General features: G+C 62.4%; 24 protein-coding genes. 17 read left to right on the top strand and 7 right to left on the bottom strand.

Going from position 1 to position 25,241, the window contains the following annotated elements; translation table 11 throughout:
• The first annotated feature begins 58 nt into the window (after positions 1–58).
• The 3 genes from EI969_RS10960 (at position 59) to nahK (ending at position 5,118) form a co-directional block, all read left to right on the top strand.
• Positions 59–1,243 (top strand): porin, encoded by a 1,185-nt coding sequence (locus tag EI969_RS10960; RefSeq protein WP_160387815.1) that lies wholly within the window; start codon positions 59–61, stop codon positions 1,241–1,243.
• Positions 1,244–1,397: 154 nt separating this feature from the next.
• Entirely contained in the window at positions 1,398–2,555 is a 1,158-nt protein-coding gene (gene nosP, locus EI969_RS10955) for a nitric oxide-sensing protein NosP (protein ID WP_160387813.1), read from the top strand.
• Complete coding sequence (nahK, locus tag EI969_RS10950; protein ID WP_178120635.1) at positions 2,524–5,118, top strand: hybrid sensor histidine kinase/response regulator NahK/ErcS'; 2,595 nt, start codon at positions 2,524–2,526, stop codon at positions 5,116–5,118. Before nosP ends, nahK begins: the two co-directional genes overlap by 32 nt.
• Before the next feature lie 112 nt (positions 5,119–5,230).
• Here the strand turns inward: nahK and EI969_RS10945 are convergent, their stop codons facing one another.
• The 6 genes from EI969_RS10945 to EI969_RS10920 all read right to left on the bottom strand — a co-directional run bounded on the left by EI969_RS10945 (position 5,231) and on the right by EI969_RS10920 (position 10,401).
• Positions 5,231–5,896, bottom strand: coding sequence for a response regulator transcription factor (locus tag EI969_RS10945; protein ID WP_110662661.1), 666 nt, complete (start codon positions 5,894–5,896; stop codon positions 5,231–5,233).
• Positions 5,897–5,952: 56 nt separating this feature from the next.
• On the bottom strand, positions 5,953–6,510 hold the full coding sequence (locus tag EI969_RS10940; protein ID WP_160387810.1) for a PQQ-dependent catabolism-associated CXXCW motif protein: 558 nt from the start codon (positions 6,508–6,510) through the stop codon (positions 5,953–5,955).
• 185 nt (positions 6,511–6,695) lie between these two features.
• The gene (locus tag EI969_RS10935; protein ID WP_160387808.1) at positions 6,696–7,487 is read right to left on the bottom strand and encodes an ABC transporter permease; all 792 of its coding nucleotides are present in this window, start codon (positions 7,485–7,487) and stop codon (positions 6,696–6,698) included.
• Entirely contained in the window at positions 7,484–8,215 is a 732-nt protein-coding gene (locus tag EI969_RS10930) for an ABC transporter ATP-binding protein (protein WP_160387806.1), read from the bottom strand. Before EI969_RS10930 ends, EI969_RS10935 begins: the two co-directional genes overlap by 4 nt.
• Positions 8,212–9,186, bottom strand: coding sequence for a YVTN family beta-propeller repeat protein (locus EI969_RS10925; protein WP_160387804.1), 975 nt, complete (start codon positions 9,184–9,186; stop codon positions 8,212–8,214). Before EI969_RS10925 ends, EI969_RS10930 begins: the two co-directional genes overlap by 4 nt.
• Positions 9,187–9,216: 30 nt before the next feature.
• Positions 9,217–10,401 carry an ABC transporter substrate-binding protein gene (locus EI969_RS10920; protein ID WP_160387802.1) on the bottom strand — a complete coding sequence of 395 codons (1,185 nt, stop codon included), beginning with the start codon at positions 10,399–10,401 and terminating at the stop codon, positions 9,217–9,219.
• Between the two features lie 157 nt (positions 10,402–10,558).
• Between EI969_RS10920 and EI969_RS30255 the strand changes: the two genes are divergently transcribed.
• From EI969_RS30255 to EI969_RS10855, 14 genes are all read left to right on the top strand, one after another.
• Entirely contained in the window at positions 10,559–10,723 is a 165-nt protein-coding gene (locus EI969_RS30255) for a hypothetical protein (RefSeq protein ID WP_178120627.1), read from the top strand.
• Positions 10,724–10,779: 56 nt separating this feature from the next.
• Positions 10,780–11,241 (top strand): cytochrome c-550 PedF, encoded by a 462-nt coding sequence (gene pedF, locus EI969_RS10915; RefSeq protein WP_057397446.1) that lies wholly within the window; start codon positions 10,780–10,782, stop codon positions 11,239–11,241.
• 3 nt (positions 11,242–11,244) lie between these two features.
• Positions 11,245–12,120 (top strand): ABC transporter substrate-binding protein, encoded by an 876-nt coding sequence (locus EI969_RS10910; RefSeq protein ID WP_110661129.1) that lies wholly within the window; start codon positions 11,245–11,247, stop codon positions 12,118–12,120.
• A 10-nt stretch (positions 12,121–12,130) separates the two neighbouring features.
• Positions 12,131–12,892 carry a quinoprotein dehydrogenase-associated SoxYZ-like carrier gene (locus EI969_RS10905; RefSeq protein WP_110661130.1) on the top strand — a complete coding sequence of 254 codons (762 nt, stop codon included), beginning with the start codon at positions 12,131–12,133 and terminating at the stop codon, positions 12,890–12,892.
• Between the two features lie 16 nt (positions 12,893–12,908).
• Entirely contained in the window at positions 12,909–13,847 is a 939-nt protein-coding gene (locus tag EI969_RS10900) for a quinoprotein relay system zinc metallohydrolase 1 (protein WP_110661131.1), read from the top strand.
• Positions 13,848–14,122: 275 nt separating this feature from the next.
• Complete coding sequence (locus EI969_RS10895) at positions 14,123–15,898, top strand: PQQ-dependent methanol/ethanol family dehydrogenase (RefSeq protein ID WP_110661132.1); 1,776 nt, start codon at positions 14,123–14,125, stop codon at positions 15,896–15,898.
• A gap of 259 nt (positions 15,899–16,157) precedes the next feature.
• Complete coding sequence (locus EI969_RS10890) at positions 16,158–17,678, top strand: aldehyde dehydrogenase family protein (protein WP_160387800.1); 1,521 nt, start codon at positions 16,158–16,160, stop codon at positions 17,676–17,678.
• Between the two features lie 258 nt (positions 17,679–17,936).
• The gene (gene pqqA / locus EI969_RS10885; RefSeq protein ID WP_110660746.1) at positions 17,937–18,008 is read left to right on the top strand and encodes a pyrroloquinoline quinone precursor peptide PqqA; all 72 of its coding nucleotides are present in this window, start codon (positions 17,937–17,939) and stop codon (positions 18,006–18,008) included.
• A gap of 55 nt (positions 18,009–18,063) precedes the next feature.
• Complete coding sequence (gene pqqB, locus EI969_RS10880; RefSeq protein ID WP_160387798.1) at positions 18,064–18,978, top strand: pyrroloquinoline quinone biosynthesis protein PqqB; 915 nt, start codon at positions 18,064–18,066, stop codon at positions 18,976–18,978.
• Positions 18,979–19,094: 116 nt separating this feature from the next.
• Entirely contained in the window at positions 19,095–19,847 is a 753-nt protein-coding gene (gene pqqC, locus EI969_RS10875) for a pyrroloquinoline-quinone synthase PqqC (protein ID WP_160387796.1), read from the top strand.
• A complete protein-coding gene (gene pqqD, locus EI969_RS10870) occupies positions 19,844–20,116 on the top strand; it encodes a pyrroloquinoline quinone biosynthesis peptide chaperone PqqD (RefSeq protein ID WP_160387794.1) in 273 nt (90 codons plus the stop codon). The genes pqqC and pqqD overlap by 4 nt, the downstream gene beginning before the upstream one ends.
• Positions 20,094–21,236 (top strand): pyrroloquinoline quinone biosynthesis protein PqqE, encoded by a 1,143-nt coding sequence (gene pqqE, locus EI969_RS10865; protein WP_160387792.1) that lies wholly within the window; start codon positions 20,094–20,096, stop codon positions 21,234–21,236. Before pqqD ends, pqqE begins: the two co-directional genes overlap by 23 nt.
• A gap of 217 nt (positions 21,237–21,453) precedes the next feature.
• Complete coding sequence (ercA, locus tag EI969_RS10860) at positions 21,454–22,617, top strand: alcohol dehydrogenase-like regulatory protein ErcA (RefSeq protein ID WP_046037285.1); 1,164 nt, start codon at positions 21,454–21,456, stop codon at positions 22,615–22,617.
• Positions 22,601–24,337, top strand: a complete 1,737-nt coding sequence (locus EI969_RS10855; RefSeq protein WP_110660740.1) for a NahK/ErcS family hybrid sensor histidine kinase/response regulator — start codon at positions 22,601–22,603, stop codon at positions 24,335–24,337. The genes ercA and EI969_RS10855 overlap by 17 nt, the downstream gene beginning before the upstream one ends.
• Here the strand turns inward: EI969_RS10855 and EI969_RS10850 are convergent.
• Positions 24,313–25,203 carry an aldose 1-epimerase gene (locus EI969_RS10850; protein WP_160387790.1) on the bottom strand — a complete coding sequence of 297 codons (891 nt, stop codon included), beginning with the start codon at positions 25,201–25,203 and terminating at the stop codon, positions 24,313–24,315. The two genes, EI969_RS10855 and EI969_RS10850, sit on opposite strands and share 25 nt — an antisense overlap.
• Between the last annotated feature and the right edge of the window lie 38 nt (positions 25,204–25,241).

Below are 25,241 nucleotides of genomic sequence, written 5' to 3'. Positions count from 1 at the left end.
CGCCGGTCTGGTTTCGATAATCGCCTCCGACACTTAGTCCCCCGTTTCGGAGCGCGCCATGCACAACAATAAGAACGTCACGCATCGTTTTCTGCCTGCCTTGATCGCCAGCCTGTCTGCCCTTGGCCTGAGCCAGGTGGCCCGGGCGGATATCATGCTGTACGACAAGGACCAGACCACGTTCTCCACCGACGGCTACATCAACGCCTTCTACGTGAACAGCGATGTCGACCGCACCGGCGATCAGTTCGACCGTCGACAGGCGCGGGTCAAGATGGGCTTCTTGCCCAACTACCTGGGGTTCAACATGGGCAAGCAGGTAGACGATCTCAAGCTCGGCGCCCGTGCCTCGTTCTGGGTCACCATCAACGACAGCCAAACCAACGGCACCGACACCGCCATTGATGTGCGGCAGTTCTATGGCACCGTGGCCAACCCGGAATGGGGCGAAGTGCTGATCGGCAAGGACTTCGGCCTGTTCGCCCGTTCCAACATCCTGCTCGACGAAATGCTCGCCGGTTACGGTCAGGTCAGCGATACGCTGGGGTTGGTGGATGGGGGCGGGGTGTCGTTCGGCAACATCGGCACCGGTTACCCGTATCCGTTCCCGACCTCGCAGATCACCTATCGCACCCCGGTGATGGACGGTCTGCGCGTGGCGGTCGGCATCATGGACCCGGTGGACACCAACGACAGCAGCCCGACGGGCAAGGCCTATCAGGAAAACCCGCGTACCGAGAGCGAAGTGACCTATCAGTTCGACCTGGCCGGGGCCAAGATCTACAGCTGGGTCAACGGCAGCTACCAGAGCTCGGACAACACCGATTCCACGGTCGAGACCGTCACCTCCAAAGGGGTCGGTTACGGCGTGCAGGCGAAGATGGGCGGCTTGTCCCTGACCGGGTCCGGTTTCCAGGCCAAGGGCATCAACCCGTTTTTCACCAACAATGCCGGCGAGCCGACCCTGCGTAACGTCGACAGCGACGGCTACCTGTTGCAGGGCTCCTACAAGCTGGGCAAGAACCGTCTGGCCTTGTCCTACGGCAAGACCAATGACGATGGCAACGGTGTGGTCGGCAGCGGCGCAGACTACGAGACCCGCGGCATCGCGTTGTTCCATGACGTGAACGACAACCTCAAGCTGGTGGCCGAGTACAACCAGTTCGAAATCAACGGCCACGACACCGACGCACAGAACGAAGACACCGACACCTTTGCCGTGGGGGCGGTGCTGACCTGGTAACCCCGGGAGGTGGCCCTGGCCGTGCGCATCGCGGCGAGGGCCGGCACCGGTCTCATCCCATCGAAGCGGCTACCCGCTACCCAAGTAGCATTCGTCGCCCCCCACAGACTTCGTACACTCGTGCCTCATACACACGCACCAGCCGGAGACGATGATGCTGCAGAGCGAAGGTATCGTCAGTGCAATGTCCCAGGCCACCGATGCCCGGCAGGTCGCGCAGGAACTGGCGCGCCAGTTGTTGCATCCGCACCTGGGGTTCGTGCTGTTCTTCTGTTCCGCCGAGTACGACTTGCAGGCGCTGGGCCAGGCCTTGCAGCAAAGCTTCGGCGGTATTCGCCTGGTGGGCTGCACCAGCGCCGGGGAAATTACCCCGCTGGGCTACGGGCGCAATTGCGTGACGGCGGTGGGTTTCGATCACCGGCACTTTTCCATTGCGATCGAGCTGATCGACCAGATGGAGCACTTCAGCCTGATCGACGCCCAGCAAATGGTCGAGCGCCTGGTCAGTGGCTGTCGCAGCAATACCCTGGCCCCGATCAAGGGCAACAGCTTTGCCCTGACCCTGCTCGATGGCCTGTCCAGCCGCGAAGAAATGGTCCTGGCGGCCTTGAGCGCGGCATTGGGCGACATTCCGCATTTCGGCGGCTCGGCCGGCGACGACAACTACCTGACCCATACCCATGTGTACTTCGATGGCGAGTTCCACAGCGGCGCGGCCGTGGTGGTGCTGGTCAATACCTGGCTGGATTTCGAAGTGTTCACCACCCACCACGTGCTGCCCCGCGCCGAGAAGCTGGTGGTCACAGGGGCCGACAGCACCTTGCGCCGGGTCTTCGAACTCAATGCCGAGCCGGCTGCCGAGGAGTACGCCCGGCACATCGGCGTGCCGGTGGCGCAGCTCGATCACCGGGTCTTCGCCGCGCACCCGTTGGCGGTGCGGATCAACCAGCAGTACTACGTGCGGGCCATCCAGCAGGTGCATCCGGACCTGAGCCTGAGTTTCTACTGCGCCGTGGAAAACGGCATCGTCCTCACGGCCATGACCCCGGGGCCGATGCTGCCGAACCTGCAGAGCCTGTTCGAGGGGTTGCAGGAACGCCTGGGCGATTTGCTGCTGACCATCGGTTGCGACTGTTTCCTGCGGCGTCTGGAACTCGAAGACGACGGCAGTCTTGATCAGATCGGCAGGTTTTTGCGTGAGCAACGGGTGATGGGTTTCAACACCTACGGAGAACAGTTCAATGGCATGCACATCAACCAGACCTTCACCGGCGTTGCCATTGCCCGAGGCCGTGCCCCAGGACATCGCTGAGCTGCAGGCCGAACTGGCCAGGCTGCGCCTGGAAAACCATAAACTGCAGCGCATCAATGGCGCGCTGATCGAACGGGTCGAGTCCGGGGGAACCCGCGGCAACGATCCGTACGCGGCATTCCAGCATTCGGTGGTGCTGGCCGAGCAAGTGCGCGAACGCACCGATGCCCTTAACCAGGCCATGGCCGAACTCAAGGCCGGTAATAATCTGCTCAGCGAAGCCCGCCTGCGCGCGGAAACGGCGCATCAACACCTGATCGATGCCATCGAAAGCATTTCCGACGCCTTCGTGCTGTTCGACGCCGAGCAGCGAATCGTGCTGTTCAACAGTCGCTTCAAGGCGTTTTGGCGCAACAGCCGGGTGCGGATCAATGCCGGCATGCGCCTGACCGAGGTCAAGCGATTGATGATGAACAACGGCCTGTTCACCGAAGAGCCTTGGGGGCATGCCGACGAAAACCTGCTGTACCGCCTGCAGAACGGGCGCTGGCTGCAAGTCAGCGAGCGGCCCACCCAGGAGGGCGGGCGGGTGATCCTGTTCACCGACATTACCGACGTCAAACTCAGCGAAACCATGCGACGGGAGCAGGCGGTGGCGCAGAAGTCGCACCTGCTGCAACGGGCGGTCGACAACCTGTCCCAAGGGGTGGCAATGGTCAGCGCCGAGGGCATCCTGGAGTTGTGGAACCGGCGGTTCCTGGAGTTGAGCGGCCTGGCGCCGGTGGCGGCGCATCGCCCGTTTGCCGAAGTGATCGCCGACAGCGAGTTGAACCTGCTGACCCCGGCCAGTCGCGATGGCAACGGACGACCGGTACGCGAATGCGAACAGCGCCTGTACGATGGCCGGGTCCTGGAAATCCGCACCCATCCGTTGCCCACCGGGGGGTTCGTCAATACCTTCACCGACATCACCGAACGTTACCAGCACGCCGAGGCGCTGAGTGAAAGCGAACACTGGATTCGCCTGATCACCGATCACGTACCGGCATTGATTGCCTACCTCAATGCTGACCTGGTCTACGAGTTCACCAACAAGGTCTATGAAGAGTGGTACTGCTGGCCCCGCGGCGTGATGCTCGGCCAGAGCCTGCGCGAAGTGCACAGCGAACAGCATTATCAGCGGCTGGAGTCCTACGTGGCCAGGGCACTGGACGGCGAGAGCGTGACCTTCGAGTTCGCCGAAACCAACGTCAACAACCAGGAGCGCTACATGCTGCGCTCCTATGTGCCCAACCGTCTGGCCAGTGGCGAGGTGGTGGGGATTTTCGTGCTGATCCGCGACATCACCGAACGCCGCCGCACCGCCGAAGCGCTGCATCAGGCGTATCAGAACCTTGAGCTGCGGGTACGCGAGCGCACGGCGGAATTGACCACCCTCAACGACCAGCTGCTGCGCGAGATCGATGAGCGGCGCCTGGTCGAGTCACGCTTGCGCGAAGCCAAGCAGGAAGCCGAGCAGGCCAACCTGTCGAAGACCAAGTTCCTCGCCGCCGTCAGCCACGACCTGCTGCAACCGTTGAATGCCGCGCGCCTGTTTACCAGCGCCTTGTTGGAGCGGCGCGAGCCGATGTCCAGCGAGATTCTGGTGCGCAACGTGAGCAATTCCCTGGAAGACGTGGAGAACCTGCTCGGCACCCTGGTGGATATTTCCAAGCTCGATGCGGGGGTGATCAAGGCTGACATTGCGCCGTTCGCCCTCAGTGAGCTGCTGGAGAACCTGGCTGCTGAATACACCCAGGTGGCCCGCAGTGAAGGCCTGCAACTGCACTTCATTGGCTGTTCGGCGCTGGTGCGCAGCGACATCCAGTTGCTCGCGCGGATTCTGCGCAATCTGCTGAGCAATGCGATTCGCTATACCTACAGTGGTCGCGTGGTGCTCGGTTGCCGGCGGCATCATCAGTGCCTGACGATCGAAGTCTGGGACAGCGGCATGGGCATTGCCGAGCATCGCCTGGAGGAGATTTTCCAGGAGTTCAAGCGCGGTGATGTGCAGCGACCCGATCAGGATCGCGGCTTGGGCCTGGGCCTGGCGATTGTCGAGAAAATTGCCGGCATCCTCGGCCATCCCATACATGTGCGCTCGTGGCCGGGCCGGGGTTCGATGTTCTCGGTCGAAGTGCCCTTGAGCGCCACCGCGCCGACACCGCCGCCGGCGTTGCAGATGAGCGAGCCGATGCTCGAGCGCCTGCGGGGTGCGCGGATTTGGGTGCTGGACAACGACGCGACCATTTGTGCCGGCATGCGCACCTTGCTGGAGGGGTGGGGGTGTCGGGTGGTGACGGCGCTGTCGGAGGAGGACCTGGCGCGGCAAGTGGACAACTACCACGCCGAGGCCGACCTGCTGATCGCCGACTACCATCTGGACAACGATCAGAACGGTGTCGATGCGGTGGCAAGAATCAATGCCCGTCGTGCCTCACCGGTCCCGGCAATGATGATCACGGCCAACTACAGCAATGAACTCAAGCAACAGATCCGCGAGCTGGGCCACACCCTGATGCACAAGCCGGTGCGGCCGATGAAGCTGAAGACGGCGATGAGTCATTTGCTTGGCCGGCCTTGAAATCTACGGTGCATGGGACGGCCCCTTCGCGAGCAAGCCCGCTCCCACAGGTACATCGCTGTCCTTGTGGGAGCGGGCTTGCTCGCGAAAGGGGCGCCGCGGTCTTACTGACTCAACGCCGCAGATAAGACCCGAAATCAATATCCCCGGCACTCAGGATCGCCTGCACCCGGTTGTGCACGTTGAGCTTGCGCAGGATTGCCGAGACGTGGGCCTTGACCGTGGTCTCGGCGATTTCCAGGGTGTAGGCGATCTGCTTGTTCGATTCGCCCTTGGTCATGCGCTCCAGCACCTGCAGTTGCTTGCGGGTCAGGGCCTGGAGCAGTTCGGGCGGGAAACTCGGGGTGTCGTTCATCCGCCGGTGGCTGCTGCTTTTTCCGGTGCGGATGATGTCCGGGGGCAGGTAGACATTGCCATTGAGAATCTGCTGGATGGCATCGGTCATCTGGGTGCGGGGTGACGACTTGGTGATGAAGCCCACTGCACCGTAGGTGATGGCTTGCAGCACGATCTGTTTGTCCTGCTCGGCGGAGACAATCACCACCGGAATGGTCGGCGCTTCGTTACGCAGGTTGATCAGGCCATTGAGCCCGTGCATGCCGGGCATGTTCAGGTCGAGCAGGATCAGGTCCAGGTCATCGTGCTCCTGGGTCAGGGCCAGGGCGCTGTCCAGGTCGGCGGTTTCCATCACTTCGCTGCCGGCAAAACCGTCGCTGATGACGTTGTGGATGGCTTCGCGAAACAGTGGGTGATCGTCGGCAATCAGGATTTTGTACATGGCCTTTCACCTCATTATTTTGATTATGGTGTGGCAACTGCGTGCACGCGTAAAGCTCAGGGAAAGGGTTCGGGCCGGGCTGGCGAAACCGGCAGGTTGGCCGCTTGCCAGGCGTCCAGGCCATCGCGATACCAATACAGAGTCTTATAGCCCATGGTGGCTGCGCGCTTGACCGCATTCCAGCTCAACCAGCAGTCGGAGCGGCAGTAGAAGACCAGCGGTTGTGTCGGGTCGCCGGCGGTCAGCTTTTTCAGGTTGGCGGCGAAATAGTCCTGCCATTGCGGCGTCAGGTCGCCGTCCCCGGTATTGGCCAGCCAATGGCTGCCGGGCAGGTTTTCATGGGGCTGGTCTTCGATGAATTGCCCTTGCAGCCACTGCCGGCGGTAGACGTCAATCAGCACCGGGCGCGGGGTTTGGCCGAGCAGGGTTTGCAGGGCGGGGGTGTCGATGAGGGTTGCGCCTTGCAGTTGTTCCGGCGTCGGGCTGCGGTACAGGCCGATGCGATAGCCGTCGGTGGAGAACAGCGCAGTGTCGGCCTGCGCGGTGCTCAGCAGCAGGCTCAGCGACAGGACGGCGAGAGCAGGGCGCAACAGGCAACGTCGGGCACGTGGCATGGGTTCAGTCCTTATAGTTATGGACCTATTACATGCCAGTCGGGGGGCGTTGGGAATGCGACGATAGACAGGTAGAACCAGTACTAAAGTAGGAGCCGGCTTGCTGGCGATCCAGGCGACGCGGTGAAATTGATACACCGCGTCGTCTGGATCGCCAGCAAGCCGGCTCCTACAGGGGCGTGTTGTCAGGTGGATTTGCGCAGGGCGGCGTGCTGCGGATTGAAAGTGAGCACGGCGAGCAGGGCGAATAGCAGCGTCAGCCCCACGCACACCGCCAATGCCAGCGGATTGAAGCGTTCATACAGGGCAAAGCGCACCAACTCTACCGCATGGGTAAATGGATTCACCGCGCACAGCCAATACAACCACTCGCTGGCCTCACGCATCTTCCACAGCGGATACAGCGCCGAAGACAGGAAAAATAGCGGGAAGATCACGAAATTCATCACCCCGGCAAAGTTCTCCAGCTGGCGGATCGCGTTCGACAGCAACAGGCCCAGGGCGCTGAGCATCAACGCCACCAGCAGCAGGGCCGGCAATGCCAGCAACAGGCCCATCGCCGGCGGCCGCACGCCGTAGACCCAGGCAATCGCCAGAAACGCATAGACCTGCAACAGCGAAATCAGCGACGTGGCCAACAGTTTGCTGCACAGCAGAAAGGTTCGGGGCAGGGGGCTGGTCAGCAGCACGCGCATGCTGCCCATCTCGCGGTCGTAGACCATCGACAGTGACCCCTGCATGCCATTGAACAGCAGGATCATGCAGGCCAACCCGGGAATGATGTAGACCTCATAGGGGATGTAGGTGTCGTAGGGCTCGATGATCGCGATTCCCAGCGCTGCGCGAAAACCCGCGGCGAACACCAGCAGCCACAGCAGCGGCCGCACCAGGGCGCTGAGAAATCGCGTGCGTTGCAGCACAAAGCGCAGCCATTCGCGCAGCACGATACCGCTGAAGCATTGCCAGTAAGCGTTCATTGGGCAGCTCCTGATGTTGTCAGGCGGGTGAAGGCCGAACCGAGGTCACCGCCGTGTTCCAGGCTCAGGGCATCGGCTTGTCCGCTGGCCACCAGCCGGCCTTGATGCAGGATCAGCAAGTCATCGCTGGGCTGTACTTCATCGAGCAGGTGGGTGGTCCAGAGCACGCTGATGCGCTCCTCGCGACACAGACTGCGGATGTGCTGGTTGAGTGCCAGGCGACTCGCCGGGTCGAGGCCGACACTGGCTTCATCGAGCAGCAACAGGCGCGGCTCATGCAGCAGGGCGCGGGCAATTTCCACCCGGCGACGATGGCCGCCATTGAGTTCGCGCACCCGTTCGCGGCGGCGTTCGGTCAGTGTCTGGCGGGCCAGTTCGGCGTCGACCCGAAGGTCGCTCTGACGCCGGGACAAGCCATGCAATGCGGCGTGATAACGCAGGTTCTGTTCGACGCTGAGGTCCAGGTCCAGGGTGCTTTGCTGGAACACCACGCCCAATTGCCTGAGTGCCGGGCGTGGCGCGCTGCGCAATGAACAGCCACCGACGCGGATCTCGCCGTGCTGCAGATCATAGAGCCGGGTCAGCAGGGCAATCAGGGTCGACTTGCCCGCGCCGTTGGGTCCCAGCAGCGCGGCGAGGCGCCCGGGTTCCAGGCTGAAACTTACCTTGCGCAAGGCCTCTCGGGAGCCGTAGGCGAAACTCAGGTCGCTGACTTCAAGGGCGTTCATGGCGTCACCACCACGCCCCAGGGATAGCGCCCGACCTTCACCGATTTGCTCACCTTGAGGCTGTCGACATCGATCACCGAGACATCGCCGCTGACGCCGTTGGTGGCCAGCAATTGCTTCTGATCCGGGGTGAATGCCATCTGCCAGACCCGTCGACCCACCAGCAGGTAATCGAGAACCTCGAAGGTCTTGGCATCGATCACCGCCACATGATTGGCCGGGCCCAGTGCGACAAAACCGTATTTGCCATCGGCGCTGAGCTTGATGCCGACCGGCTGGACCTTGTCCGGGTGCACGCCCTTGATCTGGAAGTTCAGGGTCTTGAGCACGGTGCGGCTGGCTACATCGAGAATGGTCACGGTGCCGCCGATTTCCGCCGAGGCCCAGAGCTGGGCGCCATCGGGGGAGAACTCGACGAAGCGCGGGCGCTGGTCCACCAGGGTGCTGTCGGCCAGGGTCTGGGTGCTGGTGTCGATCCAGTGCAGCATGTTGGTGGTTTCGCTGGTGTTGACCGCCCACTTGCCGTCAGGACTGACGGCCATGCCTTCGGGTTCGACACCGACGTTGATCTGGCCGAGCACCTTGGAGGTCTCGGTGTCGATCACGGTGACCAGCGCATCGTCTTCGTTGGAGACGTACAACCAGCGATTGTTCGGGTGCAGGGCGAATTGTTCAGGGTCTTTGCCCGACGGCAATTCCTTGATGATCTTGCGCGTGGCCACGTCCATCACCTGGACCCGGTCCGAGTCACTGGCGCAGATGTACAGCAGCTTGTTGTCATGGGACAGCAGCAGGCCTCGGGGGCGCTGGCCGACGGGCAGGGTGTCGGTGACTTGCAGGGTCTGCAGGTCGATCAGGCTCAGGCTGTTGTCCTTTTCGTTGGAGACCCAGGCTGTGCTGGCAACGGCATGGCCTGCGGCGAGCAGCATGGCCCAAGAAAGTAGGGAGCGGCAGAGCAGGGTGCGGCGCATGGCGGATTCCTTGTTGTTGTGATTATCGGATCAGGGAAAGCGGCAGCTGACCTCGGGTTTGTCGTAGCCCAGGCTGTCCATCTCGTTGAACGGGTGCAGAAAGCCATCCTGGGGTGAGGTGCTGACCAGCGCTCGCGGCTGGACGATGGGAATCGGCTGGCGCAACTGACCGTTCCACGGCCGGTAGCTGAGCTTGCGGCCCTTGAAGCCATCGAGTGGCAACTGGTCGCTGATTTCCAGCGTACGGATCGCCATCGGCTCGGCCTGGCGCAGTTTGCTCACGGCGCTGGCGATACTGCGCACGGCCATCCACGCGGCGAAATCGCGGTCATTCATCCAGCGCCCGGTCAGGGCTTCGAAACGTTTTTGCAGCTGCGCGGCGCCATAAGTTTCCACGGTCTTGTGCCAGCCTACCGGGGTCAGGCCCTGGGTGCCGGCGACCGGGCGCGGGTACCAGGTCTGGTAGGGCACGTATTCACCGAAGTCGCCGCGTTCATCGGCCACCAGCACCACGTCGTACTCGGCGGTCTGGGTGAACAGCGGCATATCCGCCTGGGCGCTGCGGCGTTGGTCGTTATCGAAGCTCCAGGGTTTTTCCGCCACCAGTTGCAAGCCAAAGCGCTTGGCCCCGCGGCGCAGGGCGGCGGCATAGGCTTGATCGTCCGGCGTCGGGCCGACAATCAGCAGTGCCCGCTGCCATTTGCGCAGCACCAGAAACTGCGCCAGGGCATCGGCGAGCATCGCCCGGCTCGGCAAGGTGTGCAGCACGTTGGGCAGGCAATCGGTGGTGCGCAGGCTGTCATCGGGGCTACCGGCGTTGAACAGCAAACTGTCGGGCAGTGCTGCACTCAATTGGCGCAGGCTGGTCGCGGGGGCATTCACCACAAACAGGCGCAGGCCTTGTTCATGCTGCACCTTTGCCGCTTCGAGCAAGGCCTCGGGGCTGTCGACACTGGCGCTGACCAGGCTGTAGCCGTGGTTGAGAAAACGCCCGGTGCTGTTGCTGTCGGTGATCGCCAGTTCGGCGCCGCGCAATCCGGCATCGGTGGGCTCGGGGATGACGTTCGACAGCAGCGGCCCGGGGTCGGGGCGATAACCCAGGTAGCCGATCCGCACCTGCAAGGGCGCATCGGCGGCCTGGCTCTGGGTGGCCAGGCCGGCGGCGCAGGCAATTGCCAGCAGGTAGATCAGGGCGTAAGGGGCAAGCTGGCGCATAAGGCTCTCCATTACAGGTAGCGCCAGCATAGGAAGGCTGTGGTGCAGTGAAAATATGCAGAAAGTACCGAAGGGCCAGTACCAAGGTAGTAGACCGCCACGCGCGGCGCGGTTCTAGCATGGGCAACCACGGCCTTTGATCTGGAGGGGATTGACCATGCGTATCGTCAAAGCACTGCTCCTGCCATTTCTGCTGATCCTGACCCTGATCGGCGTCGACCGGCTCCACGGCCCGCGTCCCGTGTCCACCGATAGCCTTACGACCAAGGGAGGAGGCGGCGACCACCAAAGCAGCATGGGGTCTGGGCGCAGGGCTTTCTAAGATGGCTGCCATAGCCTCTGCCAAGAGGTTTTGCGTGCAATCCAGAGGGCATAACAATGACAACAAAACGCAACGCCTTGCTCGTGACCGGGCTATTGGCCAGTTTGATCAGTGCAGGTTCCGTCTGGGCCCACGGCAACGTGGTGCCACAGGCCGTCGCCACCCCGGGGCTGACCCCGATCAAGGACGCCGGTGTGCAACTCGATGCCGATGGCTGGGCCGCGGTGAACCCGTATCGCACCGCTGCGGAACACGACAAGGCAGTGGAAATCGGTGCCTCGGCCTACACCCAGAACTGCGCGGCCTGTCATGGCCTGGAAGCCAAGTCCGGCGGTATCGCCCCCGACTTGCGCATGCTCGATGTCGGTGAGTCGGGCGATGAGTGGTTCGCCGAGCGGGTGCGCCATGGCGCGGTGCGCGACGGTCGGGTGTACATGCCGAAGATGGCCGACTACCTGAGCCAGGAAGCCCTGTGGGCGGTGCGCACTTATCTGGATACTGTGCACGTCGAGGAGTGACCCATGCGCCTGCTCGCGGTGTTGATCAGCGCTCTGTGGCTGTGCTGCCAGGCGGCGCAGGCGCAGGTTCGCAACTACGACGAAATGATCGCCGCCGGGGAGCTGAAGGTGGCGGTCTACAAGGACTTCGCGCCCTACAGTTTTGAACGCGCCGGCAAACCCCAGGGTGTCGATGTCGAACTCGCCGAGGCCCTGGCCAAGGCGCTAGGCGTGCGCCTGACGCTGATCTGGGCGCCGGCCGGGGAAAAGCTCGATGACGACCTGCGCGATTACATCTGGCGTGCCAGTGCCTTGCACAACCAGCAACTGGCCGACCTGATGATGCGCGTGCCCTACGACCGTGACTACGCGCAGAAGCGTAACGAACTCGGCGAACTGGAAAATGGCCACGTGGTGATGTTCGGTCCGTACCAGAACGAGCAGTGGCAGGTGGCCTATGACCGCCGGCGGCTGGACAAGGTCGCCAGCGTCGCGGTGTTCGAGCAGCACCCGATTGGTGTCGAAGTCGACAGCGTGCCGTCGTTCTACCTGACCTCGGTGTTCAACGGCATGCTCGCCGGCAAGACCCATCACTATCCGGGCGTACCCCAGGCGTTTGCCGCGATGAAGGCCGGTGAGGTCGACGCGGTGATGGCCATGCGCGGTGAAATCGACTGGCAGGTCCATGAAGCGGCCGACCCGCAAGTGGCACTGGCAGAAAATGCCTATCCGAACATGGGCAAGCAACTCTGGGAAATCGGCATGGCGGTGCACGAAAGCAACCGTCAACTGGCCTATGCCGTGGAGGAGGCGCTGGAAGCGCTTATCCGCGAGGGTTCGGTGAAGACCATCTACGGCCATTACGGCCTGCAATACGACGTACCCGAGATGTATCAATAAGGAGCAGGCGATGAAATGGCGAGGGAGTTGTCTGTTGGCTTGCTGGTTAAGCCTGGCGGCACAGGCTGGCGCTATCGATCCCGGTAAAGACCCGGTGCCATCGGTGATGTGGGCCTTCTATCACCAGCAGTTCCTGGGCAATGCGCCGTTCGTTTTCGATGAGCGGGTCAAGCTGCTGGCGCCGCCGTTTGCCGAAGATGCCCGGCAGGTACCGCTGGAAATCGACGCCAGGGCGTTCAAGGGCGAGGTGGTGAAAATCCTCGCCTGGGCAGAACTTAACCCTTTGCCGAAAATCGTCGACTTCCAGCCGCTGAATTCGGTTTTGCCCTGGCTGTCGTTGCGCATTCGCATCGAACAGGCCACGCCCTTGCGCGCGGCGGTGTTGACCCGTGACGGGTTGTGGCATGTCGGCTCGACCCTGATTGACGCAGCGGGTGGCGGCTGCACCGCACCGAGCGTGGTTCGGAATCAACCGGGCTGGGAAGAGCGCATTGGCGAAGTGCTCGGCGGGCGCTATCCCCGGGGCGAATTCAGCCGTTTGCGATTGCAGGTGGCCCATCCCATGGACAACGGCATGGTCAGCGGCATCCCGGAATTCTTCATCAACCATGCCGAGCTGCGCGACCACAACGAGCAAGTGCTGGCCCGGCTGGAGCTGTTTCCCGCGGTCAGCGAAAACCCCAACCTGGCCTTCGACATCGAAGGGGCAGGGCAAACGCGCCTGCTGCTGCGGGACAACAGCGGCAATGAGTTCGATGCGTCGATCCCCTGACCCCAAGGAGCGTGGCATGCGCTGGATCCTGTTGATGGTGCTGAGCGTCAGTCTGCCGGCCCTGGCCGATCTCGAATATTCACTCAAGCCTCGGCAGATCGCCCAGGACACCTGGCTGCTGGAAGGCAGCACCGATAATTTCGCCAAGGCCAACGGCGGCAACATCGTCAACACCGCGTTCATCGTCACCGAACGCGGTGTGGTAGTGATCGACACCGGGCCGTCCCGGCGTTACGGCGAAGCGATGCGCAAGGCCATTGCCGCCACCACCGACAAGCCGGTGATCGAGGTCTTGCTGACCCATCACCACCCGGACCATGTGCTGGGCAACCAAGCCTTCAGCGACGTGCCGATCGGCGCCCTGGCCGGCACCACCGAGCTACTGCATCAGCAAGGCGATGCCATGGCCGAGAATATGTACCGCATGGTCGGCGACTGGATGCGTGGCACCGAAGTGGTGTTGCCGACCCAGGCGTTGGCACCCGGGGTGAAAAGTTTTGGGAATCACGATCTGCGTCTGCTGAGCCTGGGTGGGCATACGGGCGCGGATCTGGCTATTCTCGACCAGCAAACCGGCGTGTTGTTTGCCGGGGACCTGGTGTTTTATCAACGGGCGCTGACCACGCCCAACAGTCCAGGGCTGGCGGTGTGGCTGGCGGACATCGCGACCCTGCAAGGCTTGCCCTGGACGCAGGTCGTGCCGGGCCATGGACCGGTGTCGAGCGATCCACAACCGTTCGAGCAGATGCGCGATTACCTGACCTGGCTCGATCAGCTGATGCGCGACGGCGCGGCCAATGGCAGCGACATGGCCGAGATGATCCGCAGCCCCATCCCCGAACGCTTCGCCGGGATCAACCTGAGCCGCTATGAACTGATCCGCAGCGTCAGCCATCTGTACCCGCGTTACGAGCGTGAGCGGATGACGCGGGTGGATTCCAACGCAAATAACTGACCCACCCCGATCTAATGTGGGAGCGGGCTTGCTCGCGAAGAGGCCGACACATTCAACATCGATGTCGCCTGACACTCCGTCTTCGCGAGCAAGCCCGCTCCCACAAGGGATCTATGCCGGACACAAAATTCGCTGCTCATCTCCTCCCACCCTGTACGAAGGAACTAGCAATCTCCTCATTGCGGGCAATTGTTGCTAGGGCGGCGGCGCTCAAGAATCTGCACCAGACCGGGAAAATTTTCCGGAAATAACAAAAATCCGCAGAGGAAGCCGTCATGACCCAACCCGCACGTCGCCAGCCCTTCGTCTTGAGCCTGCTGCTCAGTGCCATGCTGTTGTCCGGCCAGGCATTGGCCGGGGTTTCCGACCAGGACATTCTCCAGGACCCGAAGAACCCGGAACAGGTCGTGACCAACGGCCTCGGCGTTCAGGGGCAGCGCTACAGCCCGCTGGATATTCTCAACGTCGACAACGTCAAGGAACTGCGCCCGGCGTGGGCGTTTTCCTTCGGCGGTGAAAAACAGCGTGGCCAGCAAGCGCAGCCGATGGTCAAGGACGGCGTGATGTACATGACCGGTTCCTACTCCCGGGTGTTCGCCGTGGATGCGCGCACCGGCAAGAAACTCTGGCAATACGATGCACGCCTGCCCGATGACATCCGCCCTTGCTGCGACGTGATCAACCGTGGCGTCGCTCTGTATGGCGATCTGGTGATTTTCGGCACTCTCGACGCCAAGCTCGTGGCGCTGAACAAAGACACCGGCAAGGTGGTGTGGAGCAAGAAAGTCGCCGACCACAAGGAAGGCTACTCGATCAGCGCCGCGCCGCTGGTGATCAACGGCAAGCTGATTACCGGCGTGGCCGGTGGCGAGTTCGGCGTGGTGGGCAAGATCGAGGCCTACGACCCGAAAAACGGTGATCTGCTGTGGACCCGGCCGACGGTCGAAGGCCATATGGGCTACGTCTACAAGGACGGCAAAGCGGTGGAGAACGGCATCTCCGGCGGCGAAGCGGGCAAGACCTGGCCGGGTGATCTGTGGAAAACCGGCGGCGCGGCCCCTTGGTTGGGCGGCTATTACGACCCGGAAACCAACCTGCTGCTGTTCGGTACCGGCAACCCGGCGCCGTGGAACTCGCACCTGCGCCCTGGCGACAACCTGTACTCGTCGTCGCGCCTGGCGCTCAACCCGGACGACGGCACCATCAAGTGGCACTTCCAGAGCACGCCCCACGACGGTTGGGACTACGATGGCGTGAACGAGCTGGTGTCGTTCAACTACAGCGAAGGTGGCAAGGAGATCAAGGCGGCGGCCACTGCCGACCGTAACGGTTTCTTCTACGTGCTGGATCGCACCAACGGCAAATTCATCCGTGGCTTCCCGTTCGTGGACAAGATCACCTGGGCCACCGGCCTGGATAAGAACGGCCGGCCGATCTACAACGAGGCCAGTCGTCCCGGTGCCCCGGGCTCCGAAGTCAAGGGCAGTTCGGTGTTTGTCGCGCCGGCGTTCCTCGGCGCGAAAAACTGGATGCCGATGGCTTACAACCAGGACACCGGGCTGTTCTATGTGCCGTCCAACGAATGGGGCATGGACATCTGGAACGAAGGCATCGCCTACAAGAAAGGCGCGGCATTCCTCGGCGCCGGCTTCACCATCAAGCCGTTGAACGAAGACTACATCGGCGTGCTGCGGGCCATCGATCCGAAAACCGGCAAGGAAGTCTGGCGCCACAAGAACTACGCGCCGCTGTGGGGCGGGGTGCTGACCACCAAGGGCAACCTGGTGTTCACCGGCACGCCAGAAGGCTTCCTGCAGGCCTTCAACGCCAAGACCGGCGAAAAGGTCTGGGAATTCCAGACCGGCTCCGGCGTGCTCGGCTCGCCCATCACCTGGGAAATGGACGGCGAACAGTACGTCTCGGTGCTCTCCGGCTGGGGCGGTGCGGTACCGCTGTGGGGCGGTGAAGTGGCCAAGCGCATCAAGGACTTCAACCAGGGCGGCATGCTCTGGACCTTCAAGCTGCCTAAGGACCTTGTCGCTAAGCACTGATCCCGACTCCACCGCATAACCCCTGTAGGAGCGAGCCTGCTCGCGATGGTCGTCAACGATAACGCTGGAAACCTGATACCCCGTGGCGTTCTCGGGCTCATCGCGAGCAAGCTCGCTCCTACAGTGATCAGTGTGAAATCTACGACCAAATAACGAGAGCCCCTCCTGCCAACGATGCATTCGTCTGGCACGCGGGGCTCTCTAGTATCGGCTCATCGCCTGTCAGTACGACAGGCATCGACCCAGACAGAGGCCCACCATGATCTACGCACAACCCGGAACCCCAGGCGCCCTCATTACCTTCAAGCCGCGCTACGGCAACTTCATCGGTGGCGAGTTCGTCGCTCCGATCAATGGCGAGTACTTCACCAACACCTCGCCGGTCAACGGTGAAGTGATCGCCGAATTCCCGCGCTCCAGCGCCGCCGACATCGACAAGGCCCTGGACGCCGCCCATGCCGCAGCGGATGCCTGGGGCAAGACCTCGGCCCAGGACCGCTCCCTGGTGCTGCTGAAAATCGCCGATCGCATCGAGCAGAACCTTGAAGTGCTGGCCGTCACCGAAACCTGGGACAACGGCAAGGCCGTGCGCGAAACCCTGAACGCCGACGTGCCGCTGGCCGCCGACCACTTCCGTTACTTCGCTGGCTGCATCCGCGCCCAGGAAGGCGGGGCTGCCGAGATCAACGAGCTGACCACGGCCTATCACTTCCATGAGCCCCTGGGTGTGGTCGGGCAGATCATTCCGTGGAACTTCCCGCTGCTGATGGCCGCCTGGAAACTCGCCCCGGCCCTGGCCGCCGGCAACTGCATCGTACTCAAGCCTGCCGAGCAAACGCCGCTGTCGATCATGGTCTTCGCCGAGCTCATCGCCGACCTGCTGCCGGCGGGCGTGCTGAACATCGTCCAGGGTTTCGGTCGCGAAGCCGGCGAGGCCCTGGCCACCAGCAAACGCATCGCCAAGATCGCCTTCACCGGCTCGACCCCGGTGGGCGCGCACATCATGCATTGCGCCGCCGAGAACATCATCCCGAGCACCGTCGAACTGGGCGGCAAATCGCCGAACATCTTCTTCGAAGACATCATGAACGCTGAACCGGCGTTCATCGAAAAAGCCGCCGAAGGCCTGGTGCTGGCGTTCTTCAACCAGGGCGAAGTCTGCACCTGTCCGTCCCGGGCGCTGGTGCAGGAGTCGATCTATGAGCCGTTCATGGCCGAGGTGATGAAGAAGATCGTCAAGATCAAGCGCGGCAATCCGCTGGACACCGAGACCATGGTCGGCGCCCAGGCGTCCGAGCAGCAATACGACAAGATCCTCTCGTACCTGACCATTGCCCAGGAGGAGGGCGCCGAGCTGCTCACCGGCGGCGCGGCAGAACGTCTGGAAGGCGACCTGTCCAGCGGCTATTACATCCAGCCGACCCTGCTCAAGGGCCACAACAAGATGCGCGTGTTCCAGGAAGAAATCTTCGGCCCGGTGGTGGGTATCACCACCTTCAAGGACGAAGCGGAAGCCCTGGCGATTGCCAACGACAGCGAGTTCGGCCTCGGCGCCGGCCTGTGGACCCGCGACATCAACCGCGCCTACCGCATGGGCCGGGCGATCAAGGCCGGGCGCGTGTGGACCAACTGCTACCACCTGTACCCGGCGCATGCGGCGTTTGGTGGCTACAAGAAGTCCGGAGTCGGTCGGGAAAACCACAAGATGATGCTCGATCACTACCAGCAGACCAAAAACCTGCTGGTGAGCTACGACATCAATCCGCTGGGGTTCTTCTGATTCCTTAAACACGCCGCATAACCTGTGGGAGCGGGCTTGCTCGCGAATGCGGAGTGTCATTCAGCAGAGATGTTGACTGGCACACCGCCTTCGCGAGCAAGCCCGCTCCCACATGGGGTTTGTGTGATGCCAATGACCATGCAACACCCCCTACCAAATCACCCCGCAAACTCCTTCGAAAGTAGCATTCGGGCGCTCATCGCCCCGTGCATTAATGGCTCTACCGGAATCACCCGGGCACAAGAAGAGGAATGACCCATGTGGACTAAACCCGCGTTTATCGATCTGCGCATTGGCTTCGAAGTGACGATGTATTTCGCCAACCGTTGATTGATCACCCGGCCAGCGGATACGTTGGCCGGGCCTGCCTTCTGGAGCATCCGCCATGCACATCCGCGTTCTCGGTTCCGCCGCTGGCGGTGGATTCCCTCAGTGGAATTGCAACTGCCGCCAGTGCGCCGGTGCGCGCAATGGCAACGTGCGGGCACAGCGCCGTACGCAGTCGTCGATTGCCCTGAGTGACGACGGTGTGGAGTGGGTGCTGTGCAATGCGTCACCGGACATTCGCGCGCAACTCGAGAGTTTTGCGCCACTGCAACCGGCGCGGCGCCTGCGTGACAGCGCCATCGCCGGCATCGTGCTGCTGGACAGCCAGATTGACCATTGCACCGGTTTGCTCAACCTGCGTGAAGGTTGCCCGCATGCGGTGTGGTGCACCGAGCGCGTGCATCAGGACCTGAGCAGCGGTTTCCCGTTGTTCAACATGCTGGAGCACTGGAACGGCGGGTTGCAATGGCAACCGGTCGGTCTCGATCGCCAGCCGTTCAGCATCCCGGCCTGCGGGCATTTGCAATTTCGAGCGATACCCCTGGTGAGCAACGCGCCACCGTATTCGCCCAATCGCGGCAATCCGCAACCGGGCGACACCATTGGCCTGTTCATTGAAGACCTGCGCAACGGCGCCTCGCTGTTCTATGCGCCGGGCCTTGGCCGAATCGACGGCGAAGTACTGGGCTGGATGCAGCGTGCCGATTGCCTGCTGCTGGACGGCACCCTGTGGCGCGACGACGAGATGCGCATCTGCGAAGTCGGCCAGAGCCTGGGCAGCGAAATGGGGCACCTCCCACAAAGCGGCCCCGACGGGATGCTTGAAGTGCTGGAGGGTTTCAACCGCCAGCGCAAGGTGCTGATCCACATCAACAACACCAATCCGATCCTCGATGAAGACTCGGCCGAGCGGGCGCTGCTGGAGCGGCGGGGTATTGAAGTGGCTTATGACGGCATGAGTATTGAGCTGTAGCGGCTGACCCCTTCGCGAGCAAGCCCGCTCCGACAGGAAACTGCATTCCAAATGTGGGAGCGGGCTTGCTCGCGAAGAGGCCAGTACAGGCACCGCAGAAGTTCCCGGAGAACAAAATGACTGACACCCCCATGTCCCCCACAGAATTCGAAGCCGCCCTGCGCGCCAAGGGCGCCTACTACCACATCCACCACCCCTTCCACCAAGCCATGTACGCCGGCCGCGCCAGCCGCGAGCAGATCCAGGGCTGGGTCGCCAATCGCTTCTACTATCAGGTCAACATCCCCCTGAAAGACGCCGCGATTCTCGCCAACTGCCCGGACCGCGACGTGCGCCGCGAATGGCTGCAACGGATTCTCGACCACGACGGCGTCCCCGGCAGCGAGGGCGGCATCGAAGCCTGGCTGCGCCTGGGCGAAGCGGTGGGGCTGGATCGCGAGCAGATTCTGTCCCAGGAACTGGTGCTGCCCGGCGTGCGTTTCGCAGTGGACGCCTACGTCAATTTTGCCCGTCGCGCCTGCTGGCAGGAAGCGGCCAGCAGTTCGTTGACCGAACTCTTTGCCCCACAGATCCATCAGTCGCGACTCGACGCCTGGCCGACCCATTACCCGTGGATCGACGTCGCCGGCTACGACTATTTCCGCACGCGCCTGAGCCAGGCGCGGCGCGATGTCGAGCATGGCTTGCGCATCACCCTGGCGCACTACGTCACGGCCGAGGGGCAACAACGCATGCTGGAGATTCTGCAATTCAAGCTCGACGTGCTGTGGAGCATGCTCGATGCCATGAGCATGGCCTATGAGCTCGAACGCCCGCCGTATCACACGGTCACCGGCGACAACGTCTGGCACCGGGGGATCGCCCTGTGAGCCTGATCGATCGCCAGCAGTCACCGGCCTTGCGCCGCGGTTTTCGTCTGCAATGGGAGCCCCGCCAGGACTGCCACGTGCTGCTGTACCCCGAAGGCATGATCAAGCTCAACGCCAGTGCCGGACAGATTCTCGGCCTGGTGGATGGCCAGCGTAGCGTGGCGGCGATCATTGATCGATTGAGCGCCAGTTTCCCCGGGTTACCCGGGATCGACGAAGATGTGCTGGCGTTTCTGGAGGTGGCCCATGCGCAATTCTGGATCGAGTGAGACGTTGCCTGGACCGCCGTTGTGGCTGCTCGCCGAGCTGACCTACCGCTGTCCGCTGCAGTGCCCGTATTGCTCCAATCCATTGGATTTTGCCCGGCACGGCGAGGAACTCAGCACGCAAGAATGGATTCGTGTATTCCGTGAAGCGCGGGACATGGGCGCCGCGCAATTGGGCTTTTCCGGTGGCGAGCCGCTGGTCCGCCAGGACCTCGCCGAACTGATCAAGGCCGCCCGGGACATGGGCTACTACACCAACCTGATCACCTCCGGCATCGGCCTGACCGAGCAGAAGGTGCGCGACTTCAAGGTGGCCGGGCTGGACCATATCCAGATCAGCTTCCAGGCCGCCGACGAAGCGGTGAACAACATGCTCGCCGGCTCGCGCAAGGCCTTCGCCCAGAAACTCGCCATGGCCCGAGCGGTGAAAGCCCAGGGTTATCCGATGGTGCTGAACTTCGTCACCCACCGGCACAACATCGACCGGATCGCGCAGATCATCGAGCTGTGCCTGGAGTTGGAGGCGGACTTTGTCGAACTGGCCACCTGCCAATTCTATGGCTGGGCCGAACTCAACCGCGTCGGCCTGTTGCCCACTCGTGAGCAATTGCAGCGTGCCGAGCGTATCACCAATGAATACCGCGATCGCCTTGAAGCCCAGGGCCACCCGTGCAAGCTGATCTTCGTCACCCCGGACTACTACGAAGAGCGTCCCAAGACCTGCATGAACGGCTGGGCCAACCTGTTTCTCGACATCACCCCCGACGGCACGGCCTTGCCTTGCCACAGCGCCCGGCAGTTGCCGGTGCAGTTTCCCAACGTGCGCGAGCACAGCCTCTCGCACATCTGGAACGACTCGTTCGGCTTCAATCGCTTTCGCGGCGATGACTGGATGAAGGAGCCGTGCCGCTCCTGCGATGAAAAGCACAAGGACCTGGGGGGATGTCGCTGCCAGGCTTTCATGCTGACCGGCGATGCCAGCAATGCCGACCCGGTGTGCAGCAAGTCGCCCCACCATGGGGTGATCCTCAAGGCCCGTGAAGAAGCTGAGGCTCCGGGGTTGGGGATGGAGCATCTGACGTTGCGTAACGCGAAGGCTTCGCAGCTGATCTATCGCGGATAAGCCTGGCGGCACAGATCTCCTGTGGGAGCGGGCTTGCTCGCGAAGGCGGAGTGTCAGTCACCATCAATATTGACTGACAGGGCCTCTTCGCGAGCAAGCCCGCTCCCACAGGGTTCTGTTACAGCCCGGGCAGCGCTGTTCTTTGGTCTGATTGCATTCACAGCTGGATGGTTTAGTGTGGTTTCTACCTTCCAAAACAATAAAAACAGGCTTTCCAATGAGCCAGAGTCTCAACCAGCTGCGCAAGTTCGTTTCCCCTGAAATCATCTTCGGTGCCGGTAGCCGGCACAGTGTCGGCAATTACGCCAAGACCTTTGGCGCACGCAAGGTCCTGGTGGTCAGTGACCCCGGTGTGATTGCTGCCGGTTGGGTCGCCGATGTCGAGGCCAGCCTGCAAGCGCTGGGCATCCAGTATTGCCTGTACTCCGATGTCTCGCCGAACCCACGGGTCGAAGAGGTGATGCTCGGCGCCGAGATGTACCGGGAAAACCACTGCGACGTGATCGTCGCCGTCGGTGGCGGCAGTCCGATGGACTGCGGCAAAGGCATCGGCATTGTCGTCGCCCATGGCCGCAGCATTCTCGATTTCGAGGGTGTGGACACCATCCGCGTGCCCAGCCCGCCGCTGATCCTGATTCCGACCACCGCCGGCACCTCGGCCGATGTCTCGCAATTCGTGATCATTTCCAATCAGCAGGAGCGCATGAAGTTCTCCATCGTCAGCAAGGCCGTGGTGCCGGACGTTTCGCTGATCGACCCGGAAACCACCCTGAGCATGGACCCGTTCCTGTCGGCCTGTACCGGCATCGATGCCTTGGTGCATGCCATCGAAGCCTTCGTATCCACCGGCCACGGGCCGCTGACCGATCCCCATGCACTGGAGGCGATGCGCCTGATCAATGGCAACCTGGTGCAAATGATCGCCAACCCGACGGACATCGCGTTGCGCGAAAAAATCATGCTCGGCAGCATGCAGGCCGGGCTGGCGTTTTCCAATGCGATCCTGGGTGCTGTGCATGCCATGTCCCACAGCCTCGGCGGCTTTCTCGATCTGCCCCATGGGCTGTGCAACGCGGTGCTGGTCGAGCACGTGGTGGCTTTCAATTACAACTCGGCGCCTGATCGCTTCAAGGTGATCGCCGAGACGTTGGGCATCGACTGTCGAGGCCTGAATCACCGGCAGATCTGCGGGCGCCTGGTCGAACACCTGATCGCCCTCAAGCACGCCATCGGCTTTCATGAAACCCTCGGTTTGCATGGCGTCAGGACCTCGGACATTCCGTTCCTGTCGCAGCATGCGATGCACGATCCGTGCATCCTGACCAACCCGCGCGAATCCAGCCAGCGTGATGTCGAGGTCGTCTATGGCGAAGCCCTCTGACGAGCAGCAACGGGCCCTGGCCGGGTTGTTGGGGCTGGGCAGCCATTCGGCGCGCAAGAGTCACTATCCGGAGCTGGCCGCGCGCCTGGATGATCTGGAAGCCGAGCGTAACCGCTACAAGTGGCTGTTCGAAAACGCGGTGCACGGGATCTTCCAGGCCAGCCTGCACGATGGCATGCGCGCCGCCAACCCGGCGCTGGCACGCATGCTTGGCTACCAGGACCCGCAGGAGGTGCTGTTCTCCCTGACCGACCTGGGCAGCACCCTGTTCGTCGACGGCGCGCAGGAGCTGGAAACCATCGGCGAAATCCTCCGGCACCAGAGCAGCCTGCACGGCTATGAAACCCGCTTGCGGCGCAAGGACGGCAGTCACCTGGATGTGTTGATGAACCTGCTGCTCAAGCCCGGCCAGGAAGGCTTGGTGGAAGGCTTCGTCTCCGATATCACCGAGCGCAAGCTGGCCCAGCGACGCCTGCAGCAACTCAATGACGAACTGGAGCAGCGCGTCGTCGCGCGCACCGATGAGTTGCTCGAGGCTAACCGTAACCTCCAGCAGCAGATCACCCAGCGTAAACAGATCGCCAAGGCCTTGCGCGACGCCCGCGATGCCGCCGAGGCCGCCAATCACAGCAAGGACAAATACCTCGCCGCCGCCAGCCATGACCTGCTGCAACCGCTGAACGCCGCGCGGTTGCTGATTTCGACCTTGCGCGAACGCAAATTGCCGGAAGCCGAACAGGTGCTGGTGGAGCGCACTCACCAGGCCCTGGAAGGGGCCGAGGATTTGCTGACGGATCTGCTCGACATTTCCCGGCTCGACCAGGCCGCGGTCAAGCCGGACGTTGCCACGTACCGCCTCGACGAACTGCTCGGGCCGCTGGTGTCGGAGTTCCAGTCCGTCACCCAGGCGGCCGGCTTGAACCTGCGGGTGCGCATGGCCGATTACGCCATCAACACCGACTTGCGCCTGATGACGCGGATCCTGCGCAACTTCCTCAGCAATGCTTGCCGCTACACCGATGAAGGCAGCATCCTGCTGGCGGCAAGGCGTCGGGGCGAGATGTTGCGCCTGGAGGTCTGGGACACCGGGCGTGGCATCGCCGCCGACCGGCTCGATTCGATCTTCCTCGAGTTCAACCAGTTGGACGTCGGCCGCGCCGCCGACCGCAAGGGCGTGGGCCTGGGGCTGGCGATTGTCGAGCGCATCGCCAAGATCCTTGGCTACAGGATCGGTGTGTACTCGATGCCGGGGCGGGGTTCGATGTTCAGCATCGAGGTGCCGATATCCGACGAAGTTCCGCTGCCCGTGAGCCAGGCGGTGTCACAACCGGGCACCGGCAACCCGCTACCGGGACGTCGTTTACTGGTGATCGACAACGAAGTGAGCATTCTCGATAGCATGAGCGCGTTGCTCGGGCAGTGGGGCTGCGACGTTCTGGTCGCCACCGATGAAGAGGCTGCTCTGGCGGCGCTACGCGGGCAGGCACCGGAACTGATTCTTGCCGACTATCACCTCGATCACGGGGTGGTCGGCTGTGATGTGGTGCGACATCTGCGCGAGCATTTCCACCAGGACATTCCAGCGGTGATCATTACCGCCGACCGCACCGACCATTGTCGGCGTGCGTTGCAGCGACTCAACGCACCCTTGCTGAACAAACCGGTGAAGCCCGGCAAGTTGCGAGCGGTGTTGAGTCAATTGTTGGGGGCACCAGCCTGAAACGGCCGATACTGCAGGGTGAAGCCCAGTTCGGTGGATTGACCCTGTTCCAGCAAACGCAGGCCCGGTCGACCGGGCAAGTGGTGCGCGTTGACCGGGTGGCTCACCGGTTCGATACAGAAAAACCCCAGGCCCACGGGGCAGTAGAGAAGGTAGTAATCGCTGCCAGTGGCCTGGCAGTCCAACTCGTATCCGAGGTCGGGCTGTTGGATCAGGCAATGGCCGTCCCATTCGCAGAAGCCGTTGTCGACCAGCGTTTCGGGTAATGGCTTGAGTTGCTGAAAATCCCACTCGACCGGCAACGCGCCAAGTGCTGTCGGCAGTTTCGCCCCGTCGCACAACCACACCTGCCGTGCCGGTGCCTGCAGTCGGGTGTTTGGTGTCCGTGGCAGGTACGGATGCAATCCCAGACCATGCCATGCAGCGTGCTCAGCCAGGTGCGTGACATGCATTTCGATGCTCAGCTTGCCTGCGCTCAAATGGAAGCGTTGCCGGGCGCGATAGGCGAAGGGCGTTGTGCTATCGAGTTGCAGGACCACTTCATCTTCAGTTCGGGAAATCACCTGCCATGCCTGCTGCCAGGCGCTGCCGTGGATCGGCAGGGGATCGGTGAGGCTGTTGGGTGTCAGTGCCAGCCAGCCATCGGGACAATCGAAACCGCCATCGGCGATGCGGTTGGACCAGGGGATCAAGGGAAAGCAGCCGAGCTTGCCGGGCAGACCGGTGTTCAGGGCATGCTCATCGGCGTGTCGCAGCAAGGGTTGCCCGGTGCTGCGCACGGTCCAGTTGACGATGCTGGCGCCCAGCTCCGGGGCGAGGGTGAGGTGGGTGAGTTCGTCTTCGAGTTCGAGCAGTGTGAGTGACATGTAGACCTGCTATGTGATTTTTATGTAGCTGCACTGTT

Source organism: Pseudomonas sp. PB101 (assembly GCF_009764265.1).
Lineage (GTDB): Bacteria > Pseudomonadota > Gammaproteobacteria > Pseudomonadales > Pseudomonadaceae > Aquipseudomonas.
Note: the sequence above shows the minus strand (reverse complement) of the source record. Positions and strands in the feature narration are given on the sequence as shown.